The organism is Corynebacterium intestinale, assembly GCF_023574125.1.
Lineage (GTDB): Bacteria > Actinomycetota > Actinomycetes > Mycobacteriales > Mycobacteriaceae > Corynebacterium > Corynebacterium hesseae.
Genome location: NZ_JAMKFF010000001.1, coordinates 344311 through 358852, shown reverse-complemented (window position 1 = coordinate 358852; position 14542 = coordinate 344311). Strand labels below are relative to the sequence as shown.

General features: G+C 60.3%; 16 protein-coding genes. 9 read left to right on the top strand and 7 right to left on the bottom strand.

The annotated features are described in order from the left end of the window. Positions 1–167: 167 nt before the first annotated feature. Positions 168–827, top strand: coding sequence for an ACT domain-containing protein (locus M5J06_RS01640; protein WP_070525255.1), 660 nt, complete (start codon positions 168–170; stop codon positions 825–827). Here the strand turns inward: M5J06_RS01640 and M5J06_RS01635 are convergent. The 4 genes from M5J06_RS01635 to M5J06_RS01620 are packed head-to-tail and all read right to left on the bottom strand — an operon-like array spanning position 824 to position 5683. Further along, a complete protein-coding gene (locus tag M5J06_RS01635; RefSeq protein ID WP_250223798.1) occupies positions 824–1582 on the bottom strand; it encodes an HAD family hydrolase in 759 nt (252 codons plus the stop codon). The genes M5J06_RS01640 and M5J06_RS01635 overlap by 4 nt on opposite strands. Further along, entirely contained in the window at positions 1579–2349 is a 771-nt protein-coding gene (locus tag M5J06_RS01630) for an HAD family hydrolase (RefSeq protein ID WP_154737051.1), read from the bottom strand. The genes M5J06_RS01635 and M5J06_RS01630 overlap by 4 nt, the downstream gene beginning before the upstream one ends. Beyond that, complete coding sequence (ligA, locus tag M5J06_RS01625) at positions 2346–4370, bottom strand: NAD-dependent DNA ligase LigA (protein WP_250223797.1); 2025 nt, start codon at positions 4368–4370, stop codon at positions 2346–2348. The genes M5J06_RS01630 and ligA overlap by 4 nt, the downstream gene beginning before the upstream one ends. Before the next feature lie 53 nt (positions 4371–4423). Continuing rightward, the gene (locus M5J06_RS01620; protein ID WP_250223796.1) at positions 4424–5683 is read right to left on the bottom strand and encodes an ATP-binding protein; all 1260 of its coding nucleotides are present in this window, start codon (positions 5681–5683) and stop codon (positions 4424–4426) included. A gap of 145 nt (positions 5684–5828) precedes the next feature. On the opposite strand from M5J06_RS01620, the gene M5J06_RS01615 reads away from it, so the two are divergent. From M5J06_RS01615 to M5J06_RS01590, 6 genes are all read left to right on the top strand, one after another. Next, positions 5829–6500, top strand: a complete 672-nt coding sequence (locus M5J06_RS01615; RefSeq protein WP_070563067.1) for a 3'-5' exonuclease — start codon at positions 5829–5831, stop codon at positions 6498–6500. Between the two features lie 63 nt (positions 6501–6563). Next, the gene (locus M5J06_RS01610) at positions 6564–7079 is read left to right on the top strand and encodes an ArsR/SmtB family transcription factor (protein ID WP_070563064.1); all 516 of its coding nucleotides are present in this window, start codon (positions 6564–6566) and stop codon (positions 7077–7079) included. Next, positions 7079–8077, top strand: coding sequence for a serine hydrolase domain-containing protein (locus tag M5J06_RS01605; protein ID WP_154737049.1), 999 nt, complete (start codon positions 7079–7081; stop codon positions 8075–8077). The genes M5J06_RS01610 and M5J06_RS01605 overlap by 1 nt, the downstream gene beginning before the upstream one ends. 9 nt (positions 8078–8086) lie before the next feature. Beyond that, on the top strand, positions 8087–8371 hold the full coding sequence (locus M5J06_RS01600; protein ID WP_144015104.1) for a hypothetical protein: 285 nt from the start codon (positions 8087–8089) through the stop codon (positions 8369–8371). 4 nt (positions 8372–8375) lie between these two features. Beyond that, a complete protein-coding gene (locus tag M5J06_RS01595; protein ID WP_070528679.1) occupies positions 8376–8639 on the top strand; it encodes a FitA-like ribbon-helix-helix domain-containing protein in 264 nt (87 codons plus the stop codon). Positions 8640–8747: 108 nt separating this feature from the next. Continuing rightward, entirely contained in the window at positions 8748–9878 is a 1131-nt protein-coding gene (locus M5J06_RS01590) for an ATP-binding protein (RefSeq protein WP_154737048.1), read from the top strand. On the opposite strand, the gene M5J06_RS01585 is transcribed toward M5J06_RS01590, so the two are convergent. Then, positions 9875–10783, bottom strand: coding sequence for a uroporphyrinogen decarboxylase/cobalamine-independent methonine synthase family protein (locus tag M5J06_RS01585; protein ID WP_250223795.1), 909 nt, complete (start codon positions 10781–10783; stop codon positions 9875–9877). The genes M5J06_RS01590 and M5J06_RS01585 overlap by 4 nt on opposite strands. A 108-nt stretch (positions 10784–10891) precedes the next feature. Here M5J06_RS01585 and M5J06_RS01580 point away from each other — a divergent pair, with 108 nt between their 5' ends. Further along, complete coding sequence (locus M5J06_RS01580; protein ID WP_070525234.1) at positions 10892–11260, top strand: PH domain-containing protein; 369 nt, start codon at positions 10892–10894, stop codon at positions 11258–11260. 2 nt (positions 11261–11262) lie between these two features. Here the strand turns inward: M5J06_RS01580 and mnmA are convergent, their stop codons facing one another. Next, entirely contained in the window at positions 11263–12348 is a 1086-nt protein-coding gene (gene mnmA, locus M5J06_RS01575) for a tRNA 2-thiouridine(34) synthase MnmA (protein WP_250223794.1), read from the bottom strand. A gap of 102 nt (positions 12349–12450) precedes the next feature. Here mnmA and M5J06_RS01570 point away from each other — a divergent pair, with 102 nt between their 5' ends. Continuing rightward, positions 12451–13293 carry a spermidine synthase gene (locus M5J06_RS01570; RefSeq protein WP_250223793.1) on the top strand — a complete coding sequence of 281 codons (843 nt, stop codon included), beginning with the start codon at positions 12451–12453 and terminating at the stop codon, positions 13291–13293. On the opposite strand, the gene M5J06_RS01565 is transcribed toward M5J06_RS01570, so the two are convergent. Further along, on the bottom strand, positions 13290–14444 hold the full coding sequence (locus M5J06_RS01565) for a glycoside hydrolase family 25 protein (RefSeq protein ID WP_250223792.1): 1155 nt from the start codon (positions 14442–14444) through the stop codon (positions 13290–13292). The two genes, M5J06_RS01570 and M5J06_RS01565, sit on opposite strands and share 4 nt — an antisense overlap. Positions 14445–14542: the final 98 nt, after the last annotated feature.

Genomic DNA, 14542 nt, shown 5'->3' with positions numbered 1-14542 from the left:
ATAGCTAAGCACCCATGGTACTGCACAGCTGTTGCCGCGCCACCACCACTCCTCCCCTAAGTGAAGCTCATACTATTGAATAGTATTCGACAGGTTGGGTAACATCGATCGAGTTAGAAAGCCAAATATTCCCTCCCTACTTATTCACCTTCCCCAGAAAGAACGATATGTCGTACCTCGTCCGTGTCCTTCTCCCTGACACCCCCGGCAGCCTTGGCCTCCTTGCCAACGCGATGGGCAGCATCGAGGCCAATATCCGCTCCGTCGACATTGTGGAGAATTTCCCAGACGGTACGGTCATGGATGACATCGTCTTGGATCTCCCCCAGTCCACCATGGCGGATGAGATCATCACGGCAGCACAGACCGTGGAAGGAGTCGAGGTCGACTCCATTCGCCCCTTCAGCGGTCGCGTTGACCGCCGCGGGCAAATCCACGTGCTGGCCAAGGTTGCCGCACAACGCAACGTGACGGCCGCAATGAGTGAAGTCTGCGCCGCCATCCCCAAGGCGCTGACGTCCAATTGGGCCATTGTCATCGCGAACGACGAGAACATCAGCCGCATCGCCGCGTCGGACGCCGCGCCTGCCGACGACGGCTCGATCCCCACCGACCTCAACATCACAACGGCTCGCGTGCTCAACCCTGAAAAGGACACGTGGATTCCGGAATCCTGGACGCTCATCGAATCCGCGCTGGCCGCTGCTCCCCTCGTGGGAACGAACTACGTGGTGGTGATGGGCCGCGTTGGTGGACCCGATTACCTCGCCTCCGAAGTTGAGCACTTGGGTGACTTGGGTGCCATCTTGGGTGCGTTTCTTACTTAGCGGGCAAGCAACGAGTTGAGTCCCGCGGCGACATCGGGGACCACGTGGTCCACCTCTTCGGTGATCTGCGTTCCCGGGAACGTGAAGGACTCGGTGGCGATAGAGTGCATCGAGAGATCATTGAAGCTATCGCCGAAGGTGTAGAGTTCAGCTTTTTCGTGGCCGAGATGATCAAGCAACCGCGTCAAGCCCTCACCCTTGTTATGACCAGGTGGCATGATGTCGTAGAAATCGCAGTTAAAGGATGATTCGACGGCACAATTCTCGCGGACCCACTCGTCCACCTCGCGGCGCAGCTCAGGGTTGCCAGGGATCCACAGGGACAACAACACAGTGCTGCGCTTGGCGACGTCCCCCGGATCCACCGCCTCCGCATTCGCCACCATGGAGGACTCCCGGCCTGCGAGGCCATCCCACGCCACCTGATCAGCACCAGTCAACCCCGTGAGGTAGATATTCAACGGCAGGCCGGTGAAACGAGCGACAATGGACTGCACAACCTCACTCGGCAGATGCTCCTCGTGCAGGATGGAATAGTCGCCGCCGGTGATGACTGTCCCGTTGTAGAGCACGTGGTAGTCCAGCTCCACGCCGAAGGGTTCGAGTGTGTTGCGCGCATTGGCGATGGACTTGCCCGTCGCCGAGACGGCCAAGTTGCCTGCGGCACGCCACTCAGCGATGGCTTTTTGTGTGGCCTCTGTTATGTCTTCGTTGACGTAAACAGTGCCATCCATGTCTAAAGCCGCAATCTTCATGAACCGTAGTGTATTAGACCTTCAACGGCTGAGTCCACAACCGCTGAGCACGCCTTGTGGATGTCGGGTTGTGCCCAGGGGAAGGTGAGGGAGACGTCGGCAAGCGCATGCATGGGCAGGTCATTGTGCCCGTCCCCGAAGGTGATGAGCTCAATGTCAGAGCGCTCAATTTCCAGGTGACGAAGCAGCCAGGTCAAGGCAAAGCCCTTGTCGTGGCCGGGCGGCATGATGTCGAAGAAGTTGCGGTTCATCGCGGTACCAACAGGAAAGCGTTCCGTGACCCACTGCGCGATCTTCCTCTGCAGGTCTGGGTTGCCCGGGGTCCAGGCGGCAACAAGCGGAAAGACCTCTTCCTCAATGCGTGACGGCGGGACCGGCACGGGCTCACTGATGATGGGGTTGTGCACGCCCGCCACGTTGCGCACGAGGTAGCCGTCCGGGCCTGTCAAACGTGTGCAATAGAGGTCGAGCTTTGGTGTGTCATGCACCCGCTCATACACGGCACGAACCACCTCGGGCGGTACATGGTTTTCGTAGAGCAACTCATAAGAGCCATCCATGATGACGGTGCCGTTGCAGAGTAGGTAGTAGTCAAAGTCAACGCCAAAAGGCTCTAGTGCACGCCGAGCAGAATGAGGAGACTTGCCCGTGGCCACGACAGCAAGGTTGCCCGCAGCGCGCCAACCGGCAATCGCCTCCGGCACGTCTTCGGGCATGTGGCCATCAAAGTAGATAGTGCCGTCCAGGTCGAAGGCGGCTAGCTTCATGCCTCGCCCGTTTCAAGGAGGCGGTTGAAGCCCTCCTCATCCAAGATGGTCAAGCCAAGGTCGCGGGCCTTCTGTTCCTTTGAACCGGCGTTTTCTCCTACGACGACGTAGTTGGTCTTCTTCGACACCGACCCGGAGGCCTTGCCGCCACGGGATATGATGGCTTCCTTGGCGGAATCGCGACTGTAGTTCTCTAGGGTTCCGGTCACCACCACGGTGATTTCCTCCAGCGTTTGCGCGGGCTTATCGCTGGATTCTTCCTCCATGGTCACCCCGGCGGCGGTCCACTTCTGCACGATGTTGTCGTGCCAGTCCACCTCAAACCATTGCTTGAAGGATTCCGCGATGATGCCGCCCACGCCATCGGTATCCGCCAGCTCCTCCACCGATGCTGCGCGCAGCGCCTCCATGGAGCCAAACCGCGTGGCTAACGCACGTGCGGCAATGGGGCCAACGTGCCGGATGGACAGCGCTACGAGCACTCGCCAGAACTCAGCCTGGCGGGCGGACTTGAGGTTCTCCAGCAGCTTCTTGCCCGAGGCGTTGAGCGCGCCCTTCTGGGTGGTGTAGACCGAGGACTTGAGGAGTGCGTCTTCATCGAGATCAAAGAGCTCCGCCTCGTCCACGAGCACTCCGGAGGAAATCAGATCCGCAGCAGCCTTCTCCCCCAGCTCACCAATGTCGAGCGCCTTGCGGGAGGCCAAATACTCCAGACGCGCCGCCAGCTGCGCTGGGCAGCTGCGGGTATTCGGGCAGCGCCAGTCCTGGTCGCCTTCCTTCTGCGGTGCCAGCTTCGTGCCGCATGCAGGGCAGTTCTCCGGGAAGACCCATTCGGTCTCGCTGCCATCGCGCTTGTCTAGGACGGGGCCGAGAACCTCAGGGATGATCTCTCCGGCCTTGCGGATGACAATGGTGTCCCCGATGAGGACGTTCTTGTTCTTGACCTCGAACTGGTTGTGCAGGGTGGCCATGGAAACCGTCGAGCCGGAGACAAAGACTGGTTCCATGATGGCGAAAGGCGTCACGCGTCCCGTTCGACCGACACCGACCTCAATGTTGAGCAGCTTGGTGGTGACCTCCTCCGGTGGGTACTTATACGCGATGGCCCAACGTGGCGCACGTGAAGTCGCGCCTAAGGAGCGCTGGCTGGCCAGGTCGTCGACCTTGATGACGAGACCGTCCATCTCGAAGTAAGCATCGTGGCGGTGTTCCTCCCAGTAGGTCACGCGCTCCTGGACCTCCTTGGCGGTGGTGACCCGCTGGGTATAGGGAGAAACCGGGAAGCCCCACGCTTCCAAGGCCTGGTAGGCGTCGTGTTGCGAGGCTGGTTGGAATCCTTCGCGCGCGCCAATGCCGTGGCAGACCATGTGGAGCCGGCGCTTCTTGACGTCCTCCGGGTCCTTCATACGCAACCCGCCCGCCGCCGCGTTACGGGGATTGGCAAAGGTCGGCTTGCCATCCTCGCGGCGTGCGGAGTTAATTTCCTCAAATTCATCCGGGCGCATGTACACCTCGCCGCGGACCTCTACCAGGGAGGGAACCGGGTATTCTTCGCTGCCCGTCAGCTCACGTGGGATATCGGGAATAACACGCGCATTAGCAGTGATGTCCTCACCCACGCGACCATCACCACGCGTGGCGGCCGTGGCAAGCTTGCCGTCACGATAGACCAAATCGATGGACAAACCGTCAATCTTGAGCTCGGTGAGATAGGCCTTTGCCGGGGTGCGGTCCAGCCAGTCCTGCAACTCGTCAGCGCTAAAAACGTTGTCCAAACTGTACAGGCGTTCCAGGTGCTCGATGTCAACGGCGCCCTCCGGGGCTGCACCGACCTGCTGGGTAGGCGAATCCGGAGTTTGAAGCTCCGGGTGTTCCGCTTCCAGCGCCAGCAAGCGCTGGAAAAGGGCGTCAAAGTCCGCATCCGGGATCGCCGGCTCGCCGTTGTAGTACAGCTCGCGGTGCTTGCGCACTTCCTGGGCAAGCTCGGACCATTCGCGTTGGATATCTACTGCATCACTCACGAGTCACTAGTGTAGCGGGGCTGCCGGACACAGCATGTTCCTGGCCAAACGTCCTATCCACGCCACAAATATGACATCGGTAGCGCACAAAGTTTGTCTCCCAAGGGCTGCATATAGGGAATCGGAGCCAAGACAAATCCTCCACGGAAACGGGGCCCTAGTTTCTCGTTCAGTGCACGCAAATGCCGAACCTGTCCTGCCTTGACTGTCGCACCGGATTTAACCTCAAGCGCAGCGATGCTATTGTCCGCGAATTCGATGACAACATCCGCTTCCATCCCGGCACTATCACGCCAGTGGAGCAGCTGATGCTGACTTTCAGCCCAACCCTGCTGGACAGAAAGTTCCTGAAGGACAAACCCTTCCACTAAATGCCCTAGATGCGACTGCACCAGCGGATTCATGAGCATGTCTCGAGTTTGCCCCGCTAACCAGGAAGCCAGACCGGAATCAGTGACCCAACTTTTGGGCTTGGATATTTCTCGCGACGTCAGATTTGGTTTCCACGCTTTCGCCTGTGAGGAAAGAAACAGCCTTGACAATGTATCGAGGTAGGAGCGGACAGTGGACGCTGGGATTTCCGCTTCACGTGCGAGCTTCGCCGGAACTAACTCCCCCGCCTGATGTGCTGCGAGTAGTCGCAACAACGATTGCAACCTTCCCGGCTGTGCGCTTTCCCGGGATAGGGTTTCTTCAATCACCGTCACATGTGAAACATAAGACTCGAACCAAGCTCGGCGCATCCGATCTTGCAGCTCTAATGCAACCGGGTAGCCACCCTTGAGTACTTTGTCCACCAAGCCAGCTCGATCTACTTGTTCCGTAGGAACCGAACGCACAGGCAATCCGAGGAGCTCATCGAGCCTATCTACAAAGGCGCCGTCACTGACCGTTTCACAAATTTCTTGTTGGCTCAGTGGGTGCAAATGGAGATCAATAATTCTTCCTGCAAGGGAATCCTTCTTACCTACTCCCCGGGCAAAATCTGAGGAACCGGTAATGATGAATCGACCTGGCCGGCGGTTCCTATCCACCTCAGCCTTTAACGGCAGGGTGAGCTCGGGAAGCCGCTGAATTTCATCAATAATCAGCGTTGCGTCACCGCCTTGCTGCACAAAGGTCGTCGGATCTTCCTCCGCTAGTGAAAGGGCTGCGGGATCATCGAGCGTTACATATACCGCACGTTCAAGGCCGAGATGCCTTGTCAACGTCGACTTGCCAACCTGCCGTGCGCCCGTGACGTGGACAACGGGAGAGAAGGTCAATGCTTCTCGGGCAAAACCTTCCATGCCGCGCCTAATATACCGTTCCATAAATAACACTCTACCTGCAGTTGGTCATTCTGCAAGGGTTCGTCCGTCATTCTGCAGCTGTTTGTCCGTCATTCTGCAAGGGTTCGTCCGTCATTCTGCAGGACTTCCACAGTGCATGTCCGAGCCGGGCGCTAGAGTGTTGTCCATGAACTTCGACGCCACCCGTATGCTCTCCTTCGACCTCGAGACCACCTCCGTAAAGCCCAAAGAAGCCCGCATCGTCACCTCTGCCCTGGTTCGTATCGACGGGCGCGAGGTAGATAAGCGGGAGATGCTCGCTGACCCAGGCGTGGAGATCCCCGAGGAGGCCGCCAAGATTCACGGCATCACTACTGAGAAGGCCCGCGCGGAGGGTCGCCCGCACGACGAAGTCCTCAAGGAGACGGTCGATGCCATCTACCAGGCCTGGGAGGAAGGTCTTACGCTCATTGTCTATAACGCCGCTTACGATCTCTCCGTACTGCGCGCGCTGACCGGGGACTTCACGGTCAATGGTCCGGTATTCGATCCTTTCGTCATCGACCGGGTGAAGGACAAGTGGCGCAAGGGCAAGCGCACCTTGGAGGAGGTCTCCGCCCACTATGGCGTGGAGCTGAGCAACGCGCATGAGGCTACTGCCGACGCCCTCGCGGCCGCCCGCGTCGCTTGGAAGCAAGTGCGCCAGCACTTCCCCGAGCTAGCGCAGATGGACACCAACGAGCTCATGGAATACCAGGCCGTCGAGTGGTACAAGGACCGCGAGTCCTTCAAGAAGTACCTGGAAGGACGCGGTCGGGATGCCTCGGATGTCTCCACCGCGTGGCCGATGATTTCTTAACTCCAGTACCCAATCCTCAACTAATCCTTGCCAGGTTTCTAGATTTCTGGAATTCTAGAAACCATGGACACAACAGTCGAAGCACGCCTCGCCGAGCTTGAAGCGCGCGTCGCCGCGCTCGAAGGGCGCACGAACACTGCCGACGCCAGACCTACACCCACCACCACTGAAGAAGACTCGACCTACTGGCTGGTCGACGCCCTCGCACCCAACGAGCAGCTTCCCGACGGTTCCGTCATCTTTGGCGGCAACATAAACGTCGGCAAGCGCTCGTACGCCTATCAATGGCAGCGCCCCACCACGTTCGTTACCGATGAGAGCTGGGCGGAGAATCTCGAGCGCCTCTCCGCGCTGGCCCATCCCGTCCGCGGCGAAATCCTCCGCCGCCTCCTCGCCGCACCCGCCACCGCCGCCGAGCTTGTCGAAGAAAACATCGTCTCCTCCACCGGCACCGCTTACCACCACTTGAGCGCCCTAACCCATGCGGGCTGGACCACGAAGTCTGGCGGCGAATACTCCATCCGCCCGCCCCGCGTCATTCCCCTGCTCACCATTATCACCGCAAGCGAGGACCATTAATGCGCAAAATTGTCCTAGCCGTCATCACTGCTACTGCCGTTGCCGCCGTCCTGCTTGTCGCAGGCCCACAGAGAATTACGCTGGCACAAGACAAGACTGGCGACGAAACCCTAGCCACCCAGCTGGAACAGCACTCAGAGTCCGGCTTCCACAACCTCACCGCCTTCACCCTCCAGGACGGCGAGGCCACCTTCGCAGGGTTAGGCAGCGACGAGCACACGGAGGTCGAAATCGGCTCCGTCACCAAGATGTTTACCGGCGAGCTAGCCCACCAGCTCGTTGAAGAGGGGAAGCTGAGCCCCGACACGACCGTCGGCGAAGTCCTCGAGGTTGGCGATGCACCCGTCGCCGACGTCACTGTAAGGGAGCTGCTCGACCACACCTCTGGCCTTCCTCGGCTGGCCAGCAACGATGTTCTAGGCAGCCTTATTTCGGCCATTACCGGCGCCAACCCTTATGAGGGCGAAACCACCGAAGACATCATGGATGCAGCCACGCGGTCTGAGCTGAAAGGCCGCGGCGAAGAGTCCTATTCCAATCTTGGGTACGGACTCTTGGGCCACATGGTGGAAACCGCCGCTGGGCAGCCTTATGAGCAGATGCTCAAGGAGCGCATCTTCAAAACGGCCGGCATGACGGAGACCTACCTCATGACGCCGGGCTCTGTGCCTGCCGACGCTCCACGGGGACTTACCGCCACCGGCCGCCACGCTGACCCCTGGGAGATGGAAGGCTCCGCACCTGCGGGAGCGATTCGCTCTACGGCGAGTGACATGGCCAAATTCGCTGAGTGGTTTATGAAGAACGGCGATATCGACTACGGCTGGCAGCCTCCCAGCAAGGACAATGCTGGGTACTGGCACAACGGCGGCACCTACGGTTACTCGACCATGCTCGTCATCGATCCGGAAACCAAACGGGCCGCCTTCGCCAACAACGATTCCCCCGTCGGCACCGAAGATCTTGCCCAAGCTCTATTCGACGAGCTCGCATCTTAAGGAGTAACCATGTTCCTCACCGTAGCGCTCGCCGTCATCACCGCTTCGGAGCTCTGGGCCGCATGGAAGGCCCTGAGAAAGCCCCTTTCCACGGCAAATCACATCGTCACCGCGGCGATTGCGATCCTCGCCATACTCTTTGTCGGCTACGCCATGCCCTGGCATACCTCGGTCAGTTTTGGCTGGTGGTACGCCCTTGTCGCAGCCTGCTCGCTACACATCGGCGCGGTAGCTTGGCAGGCCGTGCAGCCTTCTAGCCACGCAGACGCTGGTCAAGAAGCTCCCGTACGATAGCACTATGAGCTCCTCCCCTACCTGCACCGTTGAAATTCAGGACGTAGACAGTACAACCATCGCAACTCTTCAGCACCGCGCCGCTACCGCTGGTGTTTCCCTCGAAGACTACGTGCGCAACATCCTCACTATGGCCGCGTCATCCCCATTCACTGCTAACAGAAAGTCCATCGAAGAAAAGGCGACCGAACTCTCCCAGCGTGCACCTATCGATGTGAAGGGAGACTTCGACGTCGTCGCCGCAATCCGCGCCGGACGAGACGCATAGAGGACGAGAGAGATAGTTGGTCTCCCTAGTCGACACCCTCAGAAAAGTCTCCCAAATCTCCTGAGTTTAAAAAGTCTCCCAAATCTCCCAATACTCTAGGATGGGCCTATGTCCCAGCATGAGAATCCCTTCCGCCCCACCTTCGGCGTTCCACCACTATTCTGGGTCGGCCGCACGGCAGTGCTCGACACCTTCCGCGCAGCGCTTGACTCCCAACCAGGCAGCCCGGGCCGCTCGCTCATCATTAGCGGCGCACGCGGTATCGGTAAGACGGTCCTGCTCAACGAGATAGAAGATATCGCCTCTAGTCGCGGGTGGATCACATTGCGAGCCTCGGGACGCAGCTCCATGGTTGACGAGCTCGTTGACACCACCATCCCGCGCATCATGGACAAGCTGGCCCCGGCGGACAAGCACAAGGTCAACCGCGTCGGCATTGGTGGTGTGGCAACCATTGGCATCCAGCACAACACTGAGGAGGCCTACAAACCCACGTTGAACACCCGCCTGCGCGAGCTTTTAGGCATGCTCAAAGGCACTGGCGTGCTGTTGACCATCGACGAGGTACAGGACGCAGACGCGGAGGACCTAACTTCCCTGGCCGTGACCTACCAAGACTTGGTGCGCGATGAGCTCGATGTCGCCATTGTCGCCGCGGGTCTTCCGCAGGGAGTCAACCGCCTGCTAGACCTGCCTGGTGTAACCTTCCTGCGCCGCGCGCAGAAGTTCGTTCTGGGCCCGCTCTCCCCCGCAAACGCCGAGGTGGCCTTCACCGAAACCGCCTCACAGTCCGGGCTCGAGTTCACCGATGATGCGGTTGCGGCAGCGGTGAGGCTGTCGCGCGGCTACCCCTACATGGTGCAGCTGGTGGGCTCACTGGCTTGGGGGAAGGCGCAGCGTGATGGTGGAAGCAGTATCGAGGTGAGTGACGTCGCAGCAGTGTCGGCCGAGGCTATCTCAGTGCTGGGCGCCCAGGTCCACCAGCCCGCTACCCTGAAGCTTCCGCCGGCGCAGCGTCTCTTCCTCGAAGCGATGAGCGCGGTCATGGAGGACGGTACGGCAGAAATCAAGAACATCGCCGCGCACCAGGACCGGACGGTGCGCTCACTGTCGGCCACGCGCCAGCGGCTTATCGACGCCGACCTCATCGAACCCACCGCCCACGGCCAGCTCCAGTTCGTCATCCCGTATATGGAGTCTTTTTTCACCGCGACGGATAGCTTGGGGCGGGTTGACTAAAGGTCACCGGCATCGCGAGTGAGGATGCCGGCGGTCTCGGTAACCGAGCGCAGGGATCTGGCGGAGGCCTTGACGGGATAGACGTCGAAACGGTCGACGAGCAGGTCGCATGGCATGCCAATACGGTCGAGGTGCTGGGCCAGCGCGATGGCCTCCGCGCGGGCATCGGAGCCTTCAATGCCCAGACCAATGCGGTGGCCCGCGTTAAGGTGTTCGCCCAAGCCATCAAGGTGGCGCGGGGTCTCCAGACCGCGGAAATCCGTGAGGAAGGTCTTGGCAGCAGGCGCTAGCGACCACAGCGGCGGGGCGTGTAGGTAGTCTGCTTCGAAGGACTGCAGGAGATCGAGCGCGACCTCATCCGGGACCGCCGGGATGGTGTCGAAGTCGGTGGTGCCGGGGAGTCGGCCGAAGATGACGTCGGCAAGCAGGGGCTCGTCGAGCTGGACGACGGCCTCCCCGTGGAAACGGCGCGCGACATCCGCGGCGTGGACACGGACTCCGTAGAGAAGTGACTCCGCGAGCTCGTTAAAGGCGCCGCGGTCGGTGAGGACGCGGTGCCCGTCGGAAAGCTCAATGCTCGCCGCGAGCGACCAGGGGCCAAGAGCTTGCACCTTGACGCGAGGCACGGTTTCGCCCCAGACTTCCTGGACCTCGTCGAGGTCGCGCTCCAAGCGGTCCCACGTGCGGCGGGTCAGCAGCTGCGGGCGCGCAGTCATGCGCCACGAGCGCGGGCCCCGGTCGATGGAGATAGCCTCCAGCATGCTGGCCGTGCGGCCCACCGCATCCGACCCCAACCCACGCTCGGGCAGCTGCGGGATGGCAGGAAGTTCGGTCTCCCCCATGATGATGTCCGCGGCCTCCGCCATGGAGGTGCCGGGCATGGGGCCAAGGGCAAATCCCGTCATCCGTTCTCCTTCCCGAATGTTTTTCTTCTAATACCGAATCAAAGACTACTGCGACATCTATAATGCAATTCACAAACCACTAAGTCGCAGATAGTAAAGGATACTCCCGTGGCACTTGAACAGTTTTCTGGCTGGACCTTCTATTCTCCTTGCGAGATTCCGAGCGATATTCCGTCAGTTCTCGCAGCCAACGAAAAGCCCATCTGCGCATTTAAAACTGTCCGAGACGCAGCGGTCTTCACTAGCCACCGATTGATTATCCGAGATTCTCAAGGTCTCACTGGAAAGAAAGTCGAAATCTATTCTCTCCCTTACTCCTCCATTAATATGTGGTCGACGGAGAATGCAGGGAAGCTCCTAGACGTAAATGCTGAACTGGAGCTCTGGACACGAGCTGGCCACTTCAAAATCAACATCGGGCCCAAAGTCGATATTCGGGCACTCGATCGACTCATCGCTGACTGCGTGCTTCGCTAAAACTACTCGGTCCCGCAGATGGTGCCGGAGCCCAGCACAATATCGCCCAGCTCGTCCGGGCTCGGCAGATAGAGCACAGCGGCTTGGCCACGAGCCACACCGGAGAGAGGCTCCTTCAGTTCCAGCGTCATGCGGTCGGCTTCGCGGTCCACGTGAGCGTGGCAGGGAACGACGGAACCGTGGGCGCGCACCTGCACCTCGCAGTCGAAGTCACCTTCCATCGCGGGGTGCAGGTACTTCAGGCGGTCGGCCTCGATACGGGTCACGGCCAGGTCTGCGCGCGACCCGACGGTGACGGTGCCGGTGGCCGCGTCGATGTCGGTGACGTAGCGCGGGGAGCCGTCGGCAGTCGGCGTCTTGATGTCCAAGCCCTTGCGCTGGCCGATGGTATAGTTCCACGCGCCATCGTGTTCCTTGAGCTCATTGCCCTCGGTGTCCACGATCATGCCTGGACGCAGGCCGATGGAACGACCCAGGAAGGCCTGGGTATTGCCGTCCGGGATGAAGCAGATGTCATAAGAATCCGGCTTGGCTGCCGTGGAGAAACCATGGCGCTTGGCCTCCTCGCGGATTTGCGGCTTCGGAGTATCACCAATCGGGAAGAAGCAGTGGTCCAGCTCCTCCTTGGTAATAACACCCAGCACATAAGACTGGTCCTTGTTCTCATCCAGGGAGCGGCGCATGTAGCCGTCGGCGTCGATAGTGGCATAGTGGCCCGTAGCCACCGCATCGAAGCCCAGCGCCATGCCCTTGCGCAGAAGGGCTGCGAACTTGATCTTCTCGTTGCAGCGCAGGCACGGATTCGGGGTCTCGCCGCGGGCATAGGAGTCCACGAAATCGCCGATGACGGCTTCCTTGAACTCCTCGGAGAAGTCCCACACATAGAAAGGAATGCCGAGCTTGTCGCAAATACGGCGGGCATCGGCGGAATCCTCCAAGGAGCAGCAGCCGCGCGCCTTCTCACGAGTCTGCTGCGCATCCTTGTGCAGGGCCAGGTGCACACCAATGACCTCGTGGCCCGCCTCCACCGCGCGTGCGGCTGCGACCGAGGAATCGACGCCGCCGGACATGGCTACCAATACTCGCATGCTTTCCCCTTCTTCCTTCTTTCGTCCACTTAGGCTAGTCGCGGTGTACCCCATACCCCAACACACTGAACTCACGCTCTATTCCCTAAGCTAAAAGGCATTATGGGAAGAAAGCGCAACAAGACCGATTCAATCGCGGGCACCTACGAGATTTCCACCGGCGAGCTCGTCATCGAAGCCGACCCATTCAGCGATGGCGCCTTCATCCTCAACATCAACGGCGTGCCCTCCTCACACCTCATCCCCGAAGAGCCACGCACCCTCGAATTCGAGTACATGCGTTGGATTGCTGCAGCGGTAGAAAACCTAGCGCCTGGCAAGCGCCTGCTCCACCTGGGCGGCGGTGGCTGTTCTCTCCCCCGCTACTTCGCAGACCTGTGGCCGGAGTCCCACAACACGGTGGTAGAGCTCGACGCGAAACTGGCCGAGCTCATCCGTGAGCTGGCCGATATCCCTGCCGCTCCCCGCGTGAAAATACGCGCCGGTGAGGCACGCGCAGTGACGGAAGGCTTCCCTCCGAATCGCTTCGACGTCATCATCCGCGACGTCTTCGCCGGCGCCGTCACGCCGGAGCCTCTCACCACCCAAGAGTTCTTCCAGCACGCCCACGCCACGCTCACCCCAGACGGGCTCTACGTGGCCAACTGCGGTGACCACTCCGACCTGCAAGGGGCGAAGGCAGAACTCGCCGGAATGGCAGAAGTCTTTACACACGTTGCCGTTATTGCCGACCCTCCCATGCTCAAAGGCCGGCGCTACGGCAACATCATCCTCATCGGCTCAGACACCGAGCTGCCTGTCGACGGCTCCCCGCAAGCCGCCGCGCTTTCTAAACCACTGCTGTCCGGTGCGGTGCCCGCGCACTTTCGCGACGAGTCCTGGACCCGCCGCTTCTTTAAGGGGGCTAATCCGCGCCACGACGCCCCGTCACCGGGTAGCGATTAACGCAGACTATTGAGCAGATCCGCCACTTGCTTGGAGTCGAGATTAGGCACCGCAACGCCTGCGGCGTGACCAGCGCTGCGTGCGGCACGGTCGGCGTTCTCCACGTCCTGCTGGCTGACGTTATCGGCGTCAACGTCCTGGAGGTGCTGCGCGTTATCAAGGAAGATGGCTAGATCGCCGATGCTGGCGTCATTGTTGGCCATGTCCTTGAGGTCATCGGTGCTAATGGCGCCGTCGTTAAGCAGCTTTTCCGCCTGTTCAATGAGGCCGGTCGCATCGACGTCGAGGCCCGCGTTCTTGGCGGCATCGGCGACGGCCGGCACGGCCACAGCACCCGCTGCCAGAGCCAGGATTCCAGCGATCAGCACGCCGGCGTCGTCGCCCAGGTCAACGCCCGGGATGACCATGTCATCCAAGATTCCGCCGAAATCAATGTAGTTGCCGCCGGAGAAGGACTGCAGCTGTGCCTCAGTACCGTTAAAGAGGTTCATGTCAACATCGGTTTCGATACCGGCAACACGGCCGCTGCCGGAGCGCTGCCAGAAAGCCAGCTTGTCCCAGCCACCGACCGGTTCCGGCGCGGTGTCCTGGTAGGCCGCCAACCACAGCGGATACTCGGAGAAGCGCGTGGAATTGCCCATCTGGCCCATCCAGAAGTACTTATAGGTGTACAGCATTGGCGTGCGGCCGGTTAGGGTCTTCACCTCAGTCATGAAGGTGTCGATCCACTCCTCCAGCTGAGCAGTACTCAGGCCCTCATCGACCTCAATGTCGAGCACCGGCGGCAGAGTTTGCGTCGGCACCAGTGCAATCTGGGAGGCGAAGCTGGCCGCCTGCTGCTTGGCATCACCAGCCGGGCGCGCGTAGTGGTAAGCGCCGACCTTCAGTCCAGCAGCTGCGGCGGCATTGGCATCGCGTACGAAGTGGTTGTTAACAAACCCAACGCCTTCAGTGGCCTTCACGAAGGCATAGGACTGCCCATCGGACTTCACGGCGTCCCAATCGATTCCGCGAAGGGACGCGTGGTTATTGCCGGAAACATCCACACCGGAAGGTGCGGTGGACGGGATGGCAACGGCGGTGGATACGGACAGTGCCACGGCCGCTACTGCGGTAACGGCGGCGGTAACAAGGCGACGTGCATGGCTCATGCGCGCCACACTACCGCTTTAACAACATCAGTCACAGTTGCAACACGCGAAACTTTAAACTCGTTTGCCACATCCTTAACGCAGTCCTGGACATCACT

Bases quoted from the DNA above. Each gene is read 5' to 3' on its own strand.
- M5J06_RS01640 (WP_070525255.1), top strand. From the start codon at position 168: ATGTCGTACCTCGTCCGTGTCCTTCTCCCTGACACCCCCGGCAGCCTT.
- M5J06_RS01635 (WP_250223798.1), bottom strand. From the start codon at position 1,582: ATGAAGATTGCGGCTTTAGACATGGATGGCACTGTTTACGTCAACGAA.
- M5J06_RS01630 (WP_154737051.1), bottom strand. From the start codon at position 2,349: ATGAAGCTAGCCGCCTTCGACCTGGACGGCACTATCTACTTTGATGGC.
- M5J06_RS01620 (WP_250223796.1), bottom strand. From the start codon at position 5,683: ATGGAACGGTATATTAGGCGCGGCATGGAAGGTTTTGCCCGAGAAGCA.
- M5J06_RS01615 (WP_070563067.1), top strand. From the start codon at position 5,829: ATGAACTTCGACGCCACCCGTATGCTCTCCTTCGACCTCGAGACCACC.
- M5J06_RS01610 (WP_070563064.1), top strand. From the start codon at position 6,564: ATGGACACAACAGTCGAAGCACGCCTCGCCGAGCTTGAAGCGCGCGTC.
- M5J06_RS01605 (WP_154737049.1), top strand. From the start codon at position 7,079: ATGCGCAAAATTGTCCTAGCCGTCATCACTGCTACTGCCGTTGCCGCC.
- M5J06_RS01600 (WP_144015104.1), top strand. From the start codon at position 8,087: ATGTTCCTCACCGTAGCGCTCGCCGTCATCACCGCTTCGGAGCTCTGG.
- M5J06_RS01595 (WP_070528679.1), top strand. From the start codon at position 8,376: ATGAGCTCCTCCCCTACCTGCACCGTTGAAATTCAGGACGTAGACAGT.
- M5J06_RS01590 (WP_154737048.1), top strand. From the start codon at position 8,748: ATGTCCCAGCATGAGAATCCCTTCCGCCCCACCTTCGGCGTTCCACCA.
- M5J06_RS01585 (WP_250223795.1), bottom strand. From the start codon at position 10,783: ATGACGGGATTTGCCCTTGGCCCCATGCCCGGCACCTCCATGGCGGAG.
- mnmA (WP_250223794.1), bottom strand. From the start codon at position 12,348: ATGCGAGTATTGGTAGCCATGTCCGGCGGCGTCGATTCCTCGGTCGCA.
- M5J06_RS01570 (WP_250223793.1), top strand. From the start codon at position 12,451: ATGGGAAGAAAGCGCAACAAGACCGATTCAATCGCGGGCACCTACGAG.
- M5J06_RS01565 (WP_250223792.1), bottom strand. From the start codon at position 14,444: ATGAGCCATGCACGTCGCCTTGTTACCGCCGCCGTTACCGCAGTAGCG.